The sequence below is a fragment of the Herbiconiux sp. genome, from assembly GCF_004297105.1.
Taxonomy (GTDB): domain Bacteria; phylum Actinomycetota; class Actinomycetes; order Actinomycetales; family Microbacteriaceae; genus Herbiconiux.
This window is the reverse complement of sequence record NZ_SCVE01000018.1, coordinates 404,704-419,695: the sequence shown is the minus strand read 5'-3', so window position 1 is coordinate 419,695 and position 14,992 is coordinate 404,704. Positions and strand designations below refer to the sequence as shown.

Below are 14,992 nucleotides of genomic sequence, written 5' to 3'. Positions count from 1 at the left end.
TGTGGACCACACACTGCTCAGCATCGCCCGATACGCCTCCGCCCAGCGCTGGGAGTCGCTCCCCGATTCGGTGGCGACCCAAGCCAAGTCCGTGACCCTAGACGCTCTCGGTTGCGGCCTCGGCGGCCTGGACGGACCGCCGGCGCAGATCGCTCGAAAGCTGCTCCCGGCCTCCGATCCCGAGAGCACCGGGGGAGGCGTGGCCTTCGGATCGGGGCCGACGGGGTCGGCGGACCTCGCGGCGTTCGCGAACACCTGCGCGATCCGCTTCCTCGACTTCAACGACTTCTACCCGGGCGGCCATCCGAGCGACATGCTGGGAGCGATGCTGGCGCTCGGCGCACGGCCGGGGGTGACGGGGCGGGCGTTCCTCACCGGCGTGGTCGTCGCTTACGAGGTGTCGATGCGCCTGGCGGATGCGACGCAGCTGCGGGAGAAGGGGTGGGATCAGGGGTACGCGATCGGACTCGGGTCGGTCGCCGGGCTCGGTGCCATGCTGGGCTACGATGAGGCGACGATCCGAGATGCGCTTGCGATCACCGCCGTATCGAACATCCCGCTGCGCAACACGCGTGCCGGTCTGCTGTCGATGTGGAAGGGCGCGGCGACCGCGGCGGCGGTGCGCAACGCGACGTTCGCGATTCAGCTGGCTGGGGAGGGGATGACCGGGCCGGACGACCCGATCGAGGGCCGCCACGGTCTGTGGGATCTCGTCACCGGTCGGTTTACGCTCGACCATTTCCCGGTGGCGGAGGAAGACTTCCGCATCCTGCGCACGAGCTTCAAGCCGTGGCCCGTGGAGTACAACGCCACGGCCGCGGTCGCCGCCGCGGTGCAGCTGCGCGAGAAGGTGTCGCTGCAGGACGTGGAGAAGATCAGCATCGGCACGCACTGGTCGTCCTGGCACGAGATCGGCAGCGACCCCTTGAAGTGGGATCCCCGGACGCGCGAAACCGCAGACCACAGCATGCCGTATCTGTTCACTCGAGCGATGCTCGACGGCACCATCACCGAGGCGACGTACGAGCCGGAGAGCTACCTCGATCCGGTGCTGCGTCCCCTCATGCAGCGGATCGGCGTCCACCTGGACGACGAGTCCGAGAAGGCCTTCCCCGAGCACATCCGTCTCGCCGTCTCGGCGCGCACCCGCACCGGGGAAACGCATCACGTGCTGATCGTCGACCCGCCCGGCCACTGGCGAAATCCGCTCACGGGAGACCAGCTGCGGGAGAAGTTCCTGGGTCTCGTGACGCCGGTGCTCGGCGAAGCCGAGGCCGGCGCGCTCGCGGCATTCTGGCTGTCGGTCGAAGAGCACGATGAGCTCGTTCCCGGTCTCGTGCTGAGCGGGGCGTCGATGCCGGTGGTGCAGTGATGGGCATGACCATGACCGAGAAGATCCTCTCGAGATCGAGTGGGTCGACCGTCCGCCCCGGCGACATCGCCTTCTGCGATGTCGACAGCATCATCTACCTCGATCAGGCGTTCGCGACCATGACCGAGCCGCTGCCGCTGCGCATGGATCATCCCGAGCGAGTGTCGGTGATCCTCGACCACGCGATTCCCGCTCCCACCGTCACGGACGCGAACGGTCAGCGCCGGGCTCGCGACTTCGCCTCGCAATTCGACCTGCGCAGTTTCGTCGACGTCGGCCGCGACAGCGGCATCGTGCACCAGGTAGTGCTGGAGCACGCGCTGGTGCTCCCCGGAGGCATCATCGCCTGCTCGGACTCGCACACCTGCGCGGCGGGCGCCCTCAACGCCGCCGGCCGCGGGCTGGGGCGGCTGGAGATGACGCAGGTGCTCTGTACGGGACGTACCTGGTACGAGGTGGCGCCGACGGTGCGGTACGACTTGACGGGCGCTCTCGCATCGGGGGTCTACGGCAAGGACGTCTTCCTCGCCTTCGCGGGGCGCTACGGTGACCACACCAACAAGAACGTCGAGTTCGGCGGCCCGGGGGTCGCGACGCTGGCAATGGATGACCGCGCGACCATCGCCACCATGTGCGCCGAAGTGGGGGCCGAGTTCGCGCTGTTCCCCTTCGACGACGTCACCGCTGCGCATCTCGACGCCATCGGAGCCGAACGGGGTCAACCGGCCGACCCGGATCCCGACGCCGAGTACGCGGCGATCCGCGAGCTGGACCTCGGTGCACTCGTGCCCATGGTCGCGCTGCCGGAGTATGTTCCCGGCAACACCGGGCCGGCCACGGACGTGACCCGCCGCATCGACCAGGCGTTCATCGGCTCCTGTGCGAACGGCAAGCTCAGCGACCTGCGCGTGGCCGCCGAGATCGTACGCGGTCGACGCGTAGCGCCCGGGGTACGCCTGGTAGTGACGCCCGCGTCTCAGCACGTGTACCGGGAGGCGGTGCGGGAAGGATTGGTCTCCGACCTCACGGAGGCCGGGGCCATCGTCACCAACTCGACGTGCGGGGCCTGTTGGGGCGCGCATCTCGGGGTCCTCGGTGACGGGGAGGTCTGCATCACGAGCAGCACCCGTAACTTCAAGGGGCGCATGGGGTCCGCGGAGGCCCAGATCTACCTCGGATCGTCGGCCACCGTCGCGGCGTCGGCCGTCCGGGGCTTCATCACGGATCCGAGGGAGTTGCTCTCATGAGCGCCGGGTCAGCGCCCGAGAGGAGCGTGGTCGTCACGGGCCGGGCCTGGATGTTCGGCGACCACATGAACACGGACCTGATGCTGCCGATCAGCGCTTATCGTGTGCCCGTGCACGAGCGTCCGATGCTCGTGTTCAGCGCGAACCGTCCGGGATGGGCAGAACTCGTGCGACCGGGCGACGTGATCGTGGCCGGCGAGAACTTCGGCGTGGGGTCGGGCCGGCCGGTGTCGACCGTGCTGCAGGAGCTCGGCATCGCCGGGATCGCCGCGGATTCGGTCAATGGCCTGTTCTACCGCAGCGCGATCAATGCGGGGCTCCCGATCGTCGCGTGCCCAGGGGTGACCCGGATGGTGACCGAGGGCGACCGCGTCACCATCGATCCCGTGACCGGCACCGTTGCCGACATCACGACCGGGGAGAGCCTGAGCGTTGCCCCCATGCATTCCGAGCTGCAGGAGATCGTCGCGGCGGGGGGCGTCATCGCCCGGCTGCGCCGCGCCGGCTACCTGCCTCCACAGGCGTCACCCGCCGCGGCGACCGGTGGTGCCAACCGCACGGCGAGGAGGCCGACCGCATGAGCATGATCAGCGAGGCAGAGATCGAGCCGCGTACGCAGCCCACGACCGAGGAACTGGTGGTCGTGCGCGACCTGGTGGTGGAGTACCCACGTCGCGGCGGAGGCGTCACCCGATCGGTCGACGGCGTCTCGTTCACGGTGAACGCCGGCGAGTGCTTCGGCATCGTCGGCGAGTCGGGATCGGGGAAGACGACGACCGCGCGCGCGGTGCTGCGCCTCGCCCCCACCAGGGAGGGGACCATCGTCGTCGGAGGTCAGGATGTGTTGTCGCTGAGCCGGCGGGAGCTGCGGAAGTTTCGTCGCTTCGCGCAGATGGTCTATCAGGATCCCCAGGCATCACTCGACCCGCGGATGACCATTCAGCAGCTGGTCGAGGAGGCGCTGGTCATCCACGAGCCCGCGATGCGCGCCGTCGAGCGTCGCGCGCGCGCCATCGACCTGCTGGAACAGGTGGGATTGAATCCCGACTATCTCGGCGTGCGTCCGGCCTCTCTCTCAGGTGGCCAGATGCAGCGCGTCGCCATCGCGCGAGCGCTCGCGGCGCGGCCGCAGCTGCTCGTGTGCGACGAGGTCGTCTCGGCGCTCGACGTCTCGGTGCAGGCGCAGATCCTCAATCTGCTCAAGAAGCTTCAGCGGGATCTCGGCCTCACGGTGATCTTCATCTCCCACGACCTCGGCGTCATCAGTTATGTCTGCCACCGCGTGGCGGTGGTCTTCGAGGGGCGGATCGTCGAGACCGGCACTGCCCGAGAGGTCATCGGCGACGCCCGCGAAGAGTACACCCGCGAGCTCGTTCTCGCCTGTCCCGACCCCGACCCCGTCACCGCTCGTCGCATTCGCAGCGAGCGGCTTGCCGCATCCGCGTCCGGGCTACCGGTCCCGGCGAACACCGTCGCTCCGAAGAAAGTCGAGAAGGAATGACCTCCACCCACCCGATCGAGCGTCGTCCGCTCGGCATGCGCGAATTCCCCCGCCAGCACGGCCCGGCCGCGGAGATCGTCGCCGGACTCCGCGCATTCACGTCGACCGATCTTTCGGACGCCATGAACGGCGCTTTCTCGATGGACTCCGCGCTTCGTCCGGCGTATGCGGGGATGCCGAGATTCGCGGGGACGGCCGTCACGGTCGCAGCCCCGACGGGCGCCGTGAGCGTCCGCACCCGAGCCATGGACCTCGCAGGCGAGGGAGACGTGCTCGTGGTGAATGTGCAGGGCGTATCCTCGTTCGCCGTGCTGGGAGGCATTCTGGCGAGTCGGCTGCGCGATCAGGGGCTTGCGGGCGTGGTCATCGACGGCTGCGTGCGGGACATCGAGGAGATCGAGGAGGCTGGGCTCCCGGTACTGGCGCGCGGCACGTGCATCCGACGCCCACCGAAGGAGGGGCCGGGTGAGGTGAACGTGCCCGTCGCCTGCGCGGGTGCCCTGGTCTGCCCCGGCGACGTTGTCGTGGCCGACCGGAACGGCGCTGTCGCCGTCCCGGCTGCCTTCGCCGACGAGGTGCTCGCCGAAGCTCGCCGTCGTGCCGGTCAGACGGCGACGAGCCGCTCCGCGGCCGAGCTGATCCACTGAGCGTTCGGCACCAGCGCCGCCAGCAGGGTGGGAGCGGCGGGGATCCGTGCGTCGGGCATCGCCACGCGCACGGGCGCGGCCGACAGGTGCACCCCTGACTCGGCGACCGTCGCTACCACCTCGGCTCCCATCCCCGCGAAGCGATGCGCCTCGTGAGCGACGAGGAGCCGCCCCGTGCGCGCGACCGATTCCAGCACCGTCGCGGTGTCGAGGGGGCGCAGCCACCGTAGATCGATGATCTCCGCGTCGACGCCGTGCGCGAGCAGGTCCTCAGCGGCCTGCTCGCACTGATGCACGGTCGCTCCCCACGAGACGATGGTCAGGTCCCGCCCGGGCCGCACGAGGCGGGAGGCTCCCACGGGCAGGGCGGGGCCGCCGACGCTGACCTCAGTGCGCTCACCGTGATAGAGGGTGCGGTTCTCGATGACGAGGCACGGGTCATCGGTGTTGATCGCGGTCCACAGCAGATCGTACGCGTCCTGCGCATTTCCCGGCATGCAGACCTGCAGACCGGGGATGTGCGAGAACAGCGCCTCGAGGCTCTGCGAGTGCTGCGCGCAGGCGCCCGGCATGGTGCCCTGCTGGGTGCGGATGGTGATCGGGGCGCTGACCGATCCTCGCGAGAGGTACCGCACGTTGGCGGCCTGGTTGATGATCTGATCGAGGGCGACGAGCGAGAAGTCGACCCACATGATCTCGACGATCGGCCGCAGCCCCATCAGCGCGGTGCCGACCGCGCCACCGAGTATGGCGGACTCCGAGATGGGCGTATCGAACACCCGATCGCCGAATTCTTTGCGGAGGCCCTTCGTGACGCCGAACACGCCGCCCGGGATCGCGACGTCCTCGCCGAACAACAGCGTCTTCGGCAGCTCGTCGAGCGCGCGACGCAGGGCGGCGTTGGCGGCCTGTGCGTATGTCAGTCGAGCGATCTGGTCAGGCATAGAGGTGCTCCTCTGCAGTAGCGGGGTCCGCGGTCGGGGCGGCGAGAGCGGCGGCCGCCGCTTCCTCGACGAGCGAGAGTGCCGCGCGCCGGATGTCGTCCAGCTCGGTCGTGGAGTGAGAGGTCGCGAGTTCGGCGGTCAGCCGGGCGAGCGGCTCATCGGCGTGCATGCGCTCGTTCTCCTCGCGAGAGCGGTAGGTCAGCGCGTCGCCGATGTAGTGGCCCTCCAGCCGTTCCGTCATCGCTTCGAGGAGCACCGGACCGGCACCGGAACGGGCGCGGCGCGCGGCCTCGGTGACCGCCTTTTGCACCGCGACGACGTTGTTTCCGTCGATGCGCGCACTGGTGATCCCGTAGGCCGACGCGCGCTTGAACAACCGATCGTTGGTCACCATGGTGTCGGTCGGTGTGAGTTCCGACCACCGGTTGTTCTCCACCAGCACGATCAGGGGGAGTGCGAGCAGGCTCGCGAAGTTCAGCGCCTCGTGCACCGACCCCTGATTGACGGCGCCGTCGCCGAACGCGGTCAGCACGACCCTCTCGGACCCGTCGTAGCGCGCGGCCAGGGCCGCGCCGGCGGCGATGGGTGCGCCGGCTCCGACGATCGAGTTCTCGCCCCACATCCCGTGCGACGGGCTGGAGAGATAGGCGGAACCTCCACGACCGCCGTTGGTCCCGGTCGCCCTCCCCAGCATTTCGGAGAACATCTCGAACGCGGATACTCCGCACCCGAGTGCCCACCCGTGGCCGCGATACGTGCAGAAGACGGCGTCGCGGGGCAGGTCCAGCGCCGCGCAGGCCCCCGTGTAGATCGCCTCCTGGCCAGAGCACAGGTGCACGGAGCCGGCGATGGCACCCTCCGCCTTCAGCGCTTTCACGCGGTCTTCGAAGTATCTGATGACCCACATGTCGTGCAGGTACTGCAATCGGGGGTCGTGCGTCAGACGCCGCTCCTCGAGTTCCGTGACCGTCATGGCCATCCGGCTCCCCTCCCTGGTCGAGTCGAACGTGAGAATCGGTTTCGATTTAATGGCTCGGTTCCACTCGAAACCAGGCCTTGCCCGCACAATTGCGACTATTTGAGGTGCTTGGTGAGAATTTCGCAGCCTGGTCGTAAAGTGAGAGACGCTTGAGTCACCGCGGTCACCGACGAAGTCGACCGATCGGCCGCACGGTCATGGAGGGGATGCCTCATGCTGCACGAAATCTCTCGTTTCGCACGACCCGCTGCCGATACCTCGGAGCGAGAGCAGTCGGAGGGAGGGACCGTCCTCACCACGCTCGTGCGAGGACTGGAGGTGCTGCAGGAGGTCGCCGCTGATCGAGGTAACGCGACCGCCAGATCCATCGGCGATGACCTCGGTCTGAAGCCGGGCACGATCTATCACATCCTGCGCACGCTGCGCGCGACCGGCCACGTCGTGAGGCTCAAGGGAGGCCGATATGACGTGGGGCCGAACAGCCTGTCGCTCGGGCGCTCGCTGCAGCAGTCCACCGCCGTGCCGCCCGAGCTCGAGATGCTGCTCGCCCGCCTGCACAATAAGACGCACGCGACCGCCTATCTGTCGGGGTGGCACCACGGAAAGATTCTGCTGAAGCAGAGCATCGAGATGGAGGGGTCGGTGCGGATCGACCGCCTCGCCGTGGGCTACACCTACAACATGCACGCGCGTGCGTCGTGCCGGTCGGTCCTGGCCTTCCTCGCCGAGGCCGACATCGAGAAGATGTTCCGCGGGGTCGCCCTGAGCAAGCTGACGCCGCACACGGTCAACGACTACGACGATCTGCTCGTGGAGCTGGCGAACACGCGCAATCGCGGCTACGCGCTCGAGATGGGGGAGTTCCAAGAGGGAGTCGGGTGCATCTCGGCGCCCTACTTCGACTCGCCGATGAGCCCTCAGGGTTCATTCACCATTTCGATCGACCTGAGTCGACTGCGCCAGGACCAGATGCCCCTCATCCACGCGGTGCGGGAGACGGCGATCATGGCGACCAACTATTACGCTAAGCAGCGTGGATCAATGCTCCGTTGATACCTAGTTGTAGTTCCCTGGGACGTTGTGAACGCCTGAACTGAGGCGAAGACCTCCGGGCAGGATGTGGGTTACCACACTCGCATCCCTACACCGGAGGTCTTCATGCCCCACGCTAACGCACCCCTCACCCCAGAAGGACGCCGCCGTCTCGCCGTGGTAATCGTCGAGGAGGGCTGGCCGATCCGGCGTGCAGCCGAACGCTTCCAAGTCTCACCCGCGACCGCCCAGAAATGGGCGGCCCGGTATCGGGCCCGCCTCCCGCTAACGGATCGCTCCTCACGCCCACACACCACCCCGAACCGTCTCCCGAGAAGACGCGAGCACCGGATCATCTCGCTCCGGTTCAACCACCGTTGGGGTCCGCACCGGATCAGCTATCACCTCGGTATCCCGCGCTCGACCGTCAGCCGGGTCCTCGAGCGTTACCGAATGCCGCGCCTGGACCACATTGATCAGGCGACTGGCCTCCCGGTCCGAAAGGTCCGACCCACGCGTTACGAGATGACCCGCCCGGGCGAGTTGGTGCATGTGGACATCAAGAAGCTCAGCCGGATCCCTGACGGTGGCGGGCATCGCATGCTCGGCAGAACGCTGGGGAATCAGAACAACAAGAAGCAGGGCCGCGGGTACGCCTATCTGCATCACGCCGTCGATGACTACTCACGCCTGGCCTATTCCGAGATCCTCGGCGATGAACGCAAAGAGACCGCGGCAGGGTTCTGGAAGCGAGCGCGAACGTTCTTCGCCGATGCCGGGGTGAGCGTAACCGGGGTGATGACCGATAACGGGGCCCGTTACCGCTCACACGCGTTCGCTGCCGCGATCGGGCCGGATGTGAAGCATCGTCGTACACGCCCATATCGTCCGCAGACCAATGGCAAGGTCGAACGGTTCAACCGCACCCTTTGCGAAGAATGGGCGTACGCCGAGGTCTACGGCAGTGATGAGGCCAGGGCCGCAACCTACGCCGCCTGGCTCCATCACTACAATCATCACCGACCCCATACCGGGATCGGAGGGCTGACACCCTCAGATCGTGTTCACAACCTCACGAGGAATTACATCTAGTCGGTCCCGTAGGGTGCCAACGTATTGCCATAGCAGTTGATCCAATACGTAATCGGTGTCCAAGTAAATCGTTGTCACCGTCACAGTCCGTTCCGGACATAGTCCGCACAGCACATTTGAGCCGAGTAACACCATGTCCCCCACGCTGATAGAGCGCTCACCGAACTCGCTCCAAAGAGTCGCGCTGCCGGAACGAACGGCCATCAGTTTTACACAGTCGTAGGCCGCCGGACTGATTGAGCGGCGAATTGTGTAGGTGCGTGCGATTAGCGCTTGGTAGCCGGTGAGGTGCCGTTCACACATCGATGGCTACCTGGCTCCGGGATGCATGAGTTCCTGAGCGACTGAAATTGACTGTCATGCAAATGGGTGACGGGTTTCGAATTCCCTACTCTTTCTGCGTCGAAGCATCGAACACGTGAGGTCAAGCTGAGCGTGGGGATTGCCTCGCAGCGTTCCAAGCTCAGTCGGCGCTGATGGACAACACGCTCGCGATCAGACGCCATGCGTCGCGAACCTCTGCTTTACGGTGGCGACTCTAGATTCGGACGTGACTAACTTCACGTGACTGACGGCCCTATTTCCCTAAAGCTGTCAAGTGAGTATTGAGATCCGGGCAGGCGAAATCTGGCAGCGTGCGTTGTGGAGTAGGCTCTCCAGGCTTGGCGACCAGAGCGACACTTCGCCGCTGACGAATCTGGTGGTCGGACCACTCTGTTGTGTCATATCGAATGCACATCCTCATCGATCTGTTGGGGTGCTAGTTCGAAGGTAACTTGCCCAAGAACCCTAGGCATTCGTGCGATTGTATGAACAGCGCGCAATATGGTCGCACTAGTATGAAGGGCGCTACGCCGCCCGTCGCCAGGGCGACTCCTAAGCCGCTCTATCCTCTATCAGGGTTGTCAAATCGCTGATGGGTTGCCTATGAAGCGGGGTCTAATTCTGGCCTTCACCATTGCCGCAAGTGAAACGCACCTGGCTAAGACTTGGTTGCTGGAGGGGTCTTTCTTCGCGAGTCTATCCACGGCATGCTGCCTAGTCGACATACGAGTTCGACCCAGCGGGGCGGTCGATCGCTTCTTGCGCCTCGTCCCTTGTCGGCGTCGAGGACTTGACTTATAACAAACGTGCGAAATAATATGATGGCGCACGGGTGCATGAGCTCGCCTGTATCTGGACATAAAGGAGTGTCGATGGAAAGCCTCACCGCTTCGCAGCGTGGAACGACGATGAGCGTGAAATGGATCCTCGGGGATGCACAGAGCCCAAGCCATCTAGCAACGCAGGATCGAACGGCGGTGCTGTGGGAGCACGGGGAGCGCAGCTATAGGCAGCTACGTGAGCGCGCGCTCAACATCGCCCGCTGGTTGCGCGAACAGGGACTGCAGGATGGGGATCGAGTTGCCGGTCTCATGTACAACCGCGGTGAGATCTTCGACATCTATTTCGCGTGCGCGCTCGCCGGTCTCACTTACGTGCCCATCAACTTCCGCCTGCACTCCAACGAGGTGACCAAGGTCTTTACCGACTGCGAGCCGAAGGCCGTCTTCGTAGCGCGCGAGCTCGCGGATGTTGCGCGAGGCTCGGTCGTCGACGCGGACCTCCCCGGCTGTTCCATTGTCGAGCTCGAGGACGAGCAGGCGGGCGTGGATTATGACAGGATCTCCACCGCGACCGGTCTGCTCGCCGAGAGCCACGACACCGACATCCAGGTGATCCTCTACACCTCCGGAAGCACAGGCACGCCGAAGGGCGTCGTGCTCACCCACGACAATGTCATGACCTTCGCCATGCAGCAGGCTTACCTCTTCGAGCACTTCGACCGGCGCAGCGTGACAATGCTCACCGGTCCCATGTACAACCAGGCCGCAATCAACGAGCAGAGCCTCCCCACGTTCGTCATGGGGGCCACCGTCGCGATCCTGCCGAGTCGCGGTTGGACGCCCGACCGCATGATCGACCACATCGACGGCTGGCAGGTGACGCACACCATCATCTATCCCTCGATGATCAAGGCGGTTCTTGCCGCATACCGGCTCCGAACCAAGAGTATGCAGTCCCTGAAGTTCGTGCTCACGGGCGGGGAGAACCTGCCGCCGGTACTCATCGAAGAGTTCCTGCGCACGCTACCCGACGTGCACTTCCTTCAGGCCTTCGGCTCGAGCGAGAGCGGTTTCATGTCGGTTATCTCGAACGAGGAGATGCTCGAGCACCCCGGCTCGGTCGGCCAGGCAGCCGCGACACAGACCTTCTACATCGGCGACCTCGAAGGCAATCCGTTGCCGCTTGGAGAAACTGGAGAAATCTGGACGCGCGGCCCCGGTACGAGCTCGGGCTACTGGCGGGCCCCCGAACTCACGGCGAGCACTTTCCGCGAAGGCTGGTGCCGCATGGGTGACCTTGGCCGCATCGATGAAGAGGGCTATCTCTATCTCGCGGGTCGCAGCAAGGACATGATTATCTCGAAAGGTCAGAATATTTATCCGGCTGAGATCGAGAACGCGCTGCGGCTGTCGCCGGATGTCGCAGACGTCGCTGTCGTTGGCCTTCCTGACGACGAATTCGGCGAGATCGTATGCGCAGCAGTGGTGCTAGAGCCCGGTGCCCGCGTCACCGCCGAAGAGCTCATCGACTTCTCTCGTGATCACATCGCGTCATTTAAGAAGCCTCGCCGCGTCGAGTTTTTCGAAACCCTGCCGCGCAATCCCTCACAGAAGGTCCTTAAGGACCAAGTGCTGGAGCTTGTGATCGAAAGGACAAGCCGATGAGCACATCACAACTGCGGGACGGAATTGCCCCTGCTCCTGTCACAGGTAGCATCCCTGTCATGGAGCGGCAGCGTCCGCCCTCGCGCGCTGTGTTCACGCGCTGGTTGCTCGTGCTACCGCTGATTGTCATCATCGGTCTGGCCGTCCTTTGGCCCATGGGGAGCATCCTGCTACGCAGTTTCACGCCCGAGGGCACGGCGTCTTTCTCCGACGGCTTCACCTTCGAACACTACGCCTCAATCTTCGCCGATGACGTACTTCGCAACGTCACTTGGGGGACGCTGAAGCTCGGCGTCTATTCCACCGTCGGCACGGTGATCTTTACCTTCCCCGTGGCCTACCTGCTCTCGCGGCTCAAGGCACGCACGGCCGGAGTCCTGCTGCTCGTGTTGCTCCTCCCGTTCTGGGTCTCGATCCTGGTCCGCCTGTTCTCGTACACGACGATCCTCGGTCGCAACGGCATCATCAACGGCATCATCAAGTTCTTCGGTGGCGACGGAGTAGAACTACTGTTCAACACCCCCGCGGTTGTCATCGGCATGATTGCCTACCTCTCGCCTTACATGCTGCTCATTCTCTATGCGGGCATGACCGGCATCGACCAGAGCCTAGTGACCGTCGCGAAGACGATGGGGGCGAGCGGGATGCAGATCTTCCGCCGCATTATCATGCCGCTCATTATGCCGAGCCTGATCAGCGGGAGCCTGCTCGTCTTCGTGCTCGCCCTCGGTTTCTTCCTCACTCCAGCCATCCTCGGCGGGCCGAAAAACATGACCATCCCGGTCTACATCGAGCAGCAGATTGGCATCTACCAGTGGGGATCAGCGAGCGCCACGGGCATCGTGCTTGCGGTGGTCAGCCTTATCGGCTACGCGATCGCCATGCGGATCGCAGGCACCTCGATCTTTATCCCGTCCGCGGGAGCGGGCAGCAAGGGCTCGACTCAGGCGGAACCGCTCCCGAAGAACGCAACCACGGCGGTCAGTTGGATCTTCACTGTCGCGCTCATGGCCTTCATGATCTTGCCGCTGCTGGTGGTGGTTCCTACGGCTTTTGGCGACACCTCTCAGGTGCAGTTCCCACCGAAGGGGTTCACGCTGGACTGGTTCAGCGAGGTCCTCACGAGCCCCACCTGGACCGACGCGATCAGTAAGAGCTTCGTTGTCGGCCTCTCGGTCGCGATACTCTCGCCCCTCATGGCGCTGGGCGTCGCCCGGGTCATCCAGCAGACACGGCGCCCATGGGTGAAGTCTCTGCTCATGGTGGTTTCCTTCGCGCCGCTCGTCATCCCCGTGATCCTGCTCGCTATCGGCAACTTCGACGTGCAGAACGGTCTGAGGATGACTGGCTCCACCATCGGCCTCATCCCGCTGCACGTGATCATTTCCTATCCGCTCGCCTTGCTCGTAATCACCAACGCCCTGAATCGCCAGGATCGCGCGCTCGAGGAAGCGGCGTGGTCGATGGGCATTTCCAGGATCCGCACCTTCTGGACCATAGTCGTGCCAAGCATCGTGCCCGCGCTCATGGCGGCTGCCGTGCTGTCGTTTGTGACTTCGTGGGATGAGGCCGTGCTGTCCTACTTTCAGACTGGCAGCTACCCGACCCTGCCTGTGCAGATCTTCTCGCTCATTAAGAGCGGCGTGACGCCCGCGGTGCCGGCGATCTCGGTGCTGCTCATGCTGCCTGTGGTCATCGTCACGCTGGTGCTCATCATCCGACAGCTCCCCCGGAAGTCCAAGAAGCTTCAGAACCCGGCCGAGGCCGCCCAGTGAGTCTCTCCACAAGTAGTAAGGAATCGAACATGACCTTCCCCTCCGGTTCGGTCGCCATCGTCGGCGTCTACGAATCCCCGCGTCGGCGCGCGCCGGGTATGCACCCCTTCTACATCCAGGCCGAGGTCGTCGCCGGTGCGTTGAAGGATGCTGGCATCGAGCCGCACGAGGTCGACGGTTTCGCTACAGCGGCCGGCCTCGCGACCGAGTCCGCCTGGCAGTTTGCGACCGCCGAGCTGGCTGAGTACCTCGGGATCACCCCTAAGTGGATGGACAACTCCGACGTTGGCGGTCCAGCCACCCTGTCGCAGATTACGCACGCAGTCGCGGCGATCAATGCGGGCCTATGCGAGACGGTCGTCATCAGCTATGGCGCGCTCGGTCGCTCTTCGCTGCTCCCAATGCCTGACTACAACTCCGGCCACGATGGCCCCGGTCAGTGGGAGGTGCCCTACGGCCTCAGCACGATCACGGCGTACGCGCTCGCCGCTCAGCGCCACATGCACGAGTTCGGCACCAAGCCCGAACACTTCGCACAGATCTCGGTGCAGGCCCGGGCAAATGCGGCAAGTAACCCTGATGCGATGTACCGAGACCCGATTACGGTCGACGACGTGCTGAACAGCGCGTTGCTCTCGTCGCCATTGCACAAGTTCGACTGCTGCGTCGTCAGCGATTCGGGCGGAGCAATCGTGCTTACGAGCGCCAAGCGCGCTGCGCAATTCACGAAACAGCCCGTCTACGTGCTCGGCGGTGGCGAAGCCATCGGCCAGATCCAGATGAATCAGATGCACGACATGACGAAGACAGCCGCGCAACGCTCGGCTCGCGACGCGTTCGAGCGCGCCGGCATTACGCACGACGAGGTCGACGTCGCCCAGCTCTACGACTCTTTTACCGTGACGGTACTGCTCGCGCTCGAAAATCTCGGGTTCGTCGGTCCCGGCGAGGCGGGAGCCTTCATCGAGGATGGCAACCTGGCGCCAACCGGCAGTCTGCCCTTCAACACCGATGGCGGCGGCCTGAGCTCGAACCACCCGGGGCGACGCGGCACGCTCGCGACCATCGAGGCCGTGCGCCAGTTGCAGGGCCGCAGCCCGGGTGTGCAGCTCGACAACCCAAAGATCGCTCTCGTCAACGGTACGGGCGCGAACCTCTCCACCAATTCGACGCTGATCCTGGGAGTGTGAATGATGACTGCTGAGAAGATCCGGCTCGAGCCGCTGATGGACGACTACTCGAAGGAGTGGTGGGATGCCGCAGCCGAACGCAAGCTGTTGATTCAGCGCTCGCCCTCGAGCGGCGAGGTGTTCTTCTACCCCCGCTGGCTGACGCCCGGTACGCTCGCCGAGCGGCCCGAGTGGGTCGAGGCCTCGGGAAGAGGCACTATTTACACGTTCAGCGTGGTCAACTTCAACGCGAATCCCGAGTTCCGCGAAGACTGCCCGTACGTGTTCGCGATCGTGAAGCTCGAGGAGGGACCGCACATGACGACCCGCATTGTCGACATCGATCCCGACGAGGTGCGCTGTGACATGCCCGTCGAGGTCGACTTCCGCTCCCTGGGAGGCGAGACGATCTTCCCGGTGTTCCGGCCCGCCCGTTCGGGCGCCGCGGTCGAGGGAGCATAGC

At 65.0% G+C, this 14,992-nt stretch carries 13 protein-coding genes; 11 read left to right on the top strand and 2 right to left on the bottom strand.

All coding sequences use genetic code 11. The features are described from left to right. Position 1 precedes the first annotated feature (1 nt). The 5 genes from EPO52_RS15525 to EPO52_RS15505 all read left to right on the top strand — a co-directional run bounded on the left by EPO52_RS15525 (position 2) and on the right by EPO52_RS15505 (position 4,767). On the top strand, positions 2–1,372 hold the full coding sequence (locus EPO52_RS15525) for an MmgE/PrpD family protein (RefSeq protein ID WP_290808222.1): 1,371 nt from the start codon (positions 2–4) through the stop codon (positions 1,370–1,372). Between the two features lie 11 nt (positions 1,373–1,383). Then, the gene (locus EPO52_RS15520) at positions 1,384–2,619 is read left to right on the top strand and encodes an aconitase/3-isopropylmalate dehydratase large subunit family protein (RefSeq protein ID WP_290808219.1); all 1,236 of its coding nucleotides are present in this window, start codon (positions 1,384–1,386) and stop codon (positions 2,617–2,619) included. Next, positions 2,616–3,200, top strand: a complete 585-nt coding sequence (locus tag EPO52_RS15515; RefSeq protein WP_290808215.1) for a hypothetical protein — start codon at positions 2,616–2,618, stop codon at positions 3,198–3,200. Before EPO52_RS15520 ends, EPO52_RS15515 begins: the two co-directional genes overlap by 4 nt. 62 nt (positions 3,201–3,262) lie before the next feature. After that, complete coding sequence (locus tag EPO52_RS15510) at positions 3,263–4,120, top strand: ATP-binding cassette domain-containing protein (protein WP_290808212.1); 858 nt, start codon at positions 3,263–3,265, stop codon at positions 4,118–4,120. Further along, positions 4,117–4,767, top strand: coding sequence for an RraA family protein (locus EPO52_RS15505; protein ID WP_290808209.1), 651 nt, complete (start codon positions 4,117–4,119; stop codon positions 4,765–4,767). Before EPO52_RS15510 ends, EPO52_RS15505 begins: the two co-directional genes overlap by 4 nt. Here EPO52_RS15505 and EPO52_RS15500 read toward each other — a convergent pair. Together EPO52_RS15500 and EPO52_RS15495 are read right to left on the bottom strand one after the other, a co-directional pair. After that, entirely contained in the window at positions 4,725–5,711 is a 987-nt protein-coding gene (locus EPO52_RS15500) for a transketolase C-terminal domain-containing protein (RefSeq protein ID WP_290808206.1), read from the bottom strand. The two genes, EPO52_RS15505 and EPO52_RS15500, sit on opposite strands and share 43 nt — an antisense overlap. Then, positions 5,704–6,588, bottom strand: coding sequence for a thiamine pyrophosphate-dependent dehydrogenase E1 component subunit alpha (locus EPO52_RS15495; protein ID WP_290808204.1), 885 nt, complete (start codon positions 6,586–6,588; stop codon positions 5,704–5,706). The genes EPO52_RS15500 and EPO52_RS15495 overlap by 8 nt, the downstream gene beginning before the upstream one ends. A 315-nt stretch (positions 6,589–6,903) precedes the next feature. Between EPO52_RS15495 and EPO52_RS15490 the strand changes: the two genes are divergently transcribed. The 6 genes from EPO52_RS15490 (at position 6,904) to EPO52_RS15465 (ending at position 14,991) form a co-directional block, all read left to right on the top strand. Beyond that, the gene (locus EPO52_RS15490) at positions 6,904–7,743 is read left to right on the top strand and encodes an IclR family transcriptional regulator C-terminal domain-containing protein (protein ID WP_290808201.1); all 840 of its coding nucleotides are present in this window, start codon (positions 6,904–6,906) and stop codon (positions 7,741–7,743) included. A 105-nt stretch (positions 7,744–7,848) separates the two neighbouring features. Next, positions 7,849–8,814: an IS481 family transposase gene (locus tag EPO52_RS15485; protein WP_290808198.1), complete on the top strand. Its 966-nt coding sequence runs from the start codon at positions 7,849–7,851 to the stop codon at positions 8,812–8,814. Between the two features lie 1,196 nt (positions 8,815–10,010). Further along, a complete protein-coding gene (locus tag EPO52_RS15480) occupies positions 10,011–11,585 on the top strand; it encodes an AMP-binding protein (RefSeq protein ID WP_290808195.1) in 1,575 nt (524 codons plus the stop codon). 59 nt (positions 11,586–11,644) lie between these two features. Beyond that, positions 11,645–13,360 carry an ABC transporter permease subunit gene (locus tag EPO52_RS15475; RefSeq protein ID WP_290808193.1) on the top strand — a complete coding sequence of 572 codons (1,716 nt, stop codon included), beginning with the start codon at positions 11,645–11,647 and terminating at the stop codon, positions 13,358–13,360. Between the two features lie 29 nt (positions 13,361–13,389). Next, positions 13,390–14,550, top strand: a complete 1,161-nt coding sequence (locus tag EPO52_RS15470) for a thiolase domain-containing protein (RefSeq protein ID WP_290808190.1) — start codon at positions 13,390–13,392, stop codon at positions 14,548–14,550. Beyond that, positions 14,551–14,991: an OB-fold domain-containing protein gene (locus tag EPO52_RS15465; RefSeq protein ID WP_290808188.1), complete on the top strand. Its 441-nt coding sequence runs from the start codon at positions 14,551–14,553 to the stop codon at positions 14,989–14,991. The last annotated feature ends 1 nt before the right edge of the window (position 14,992 follow it).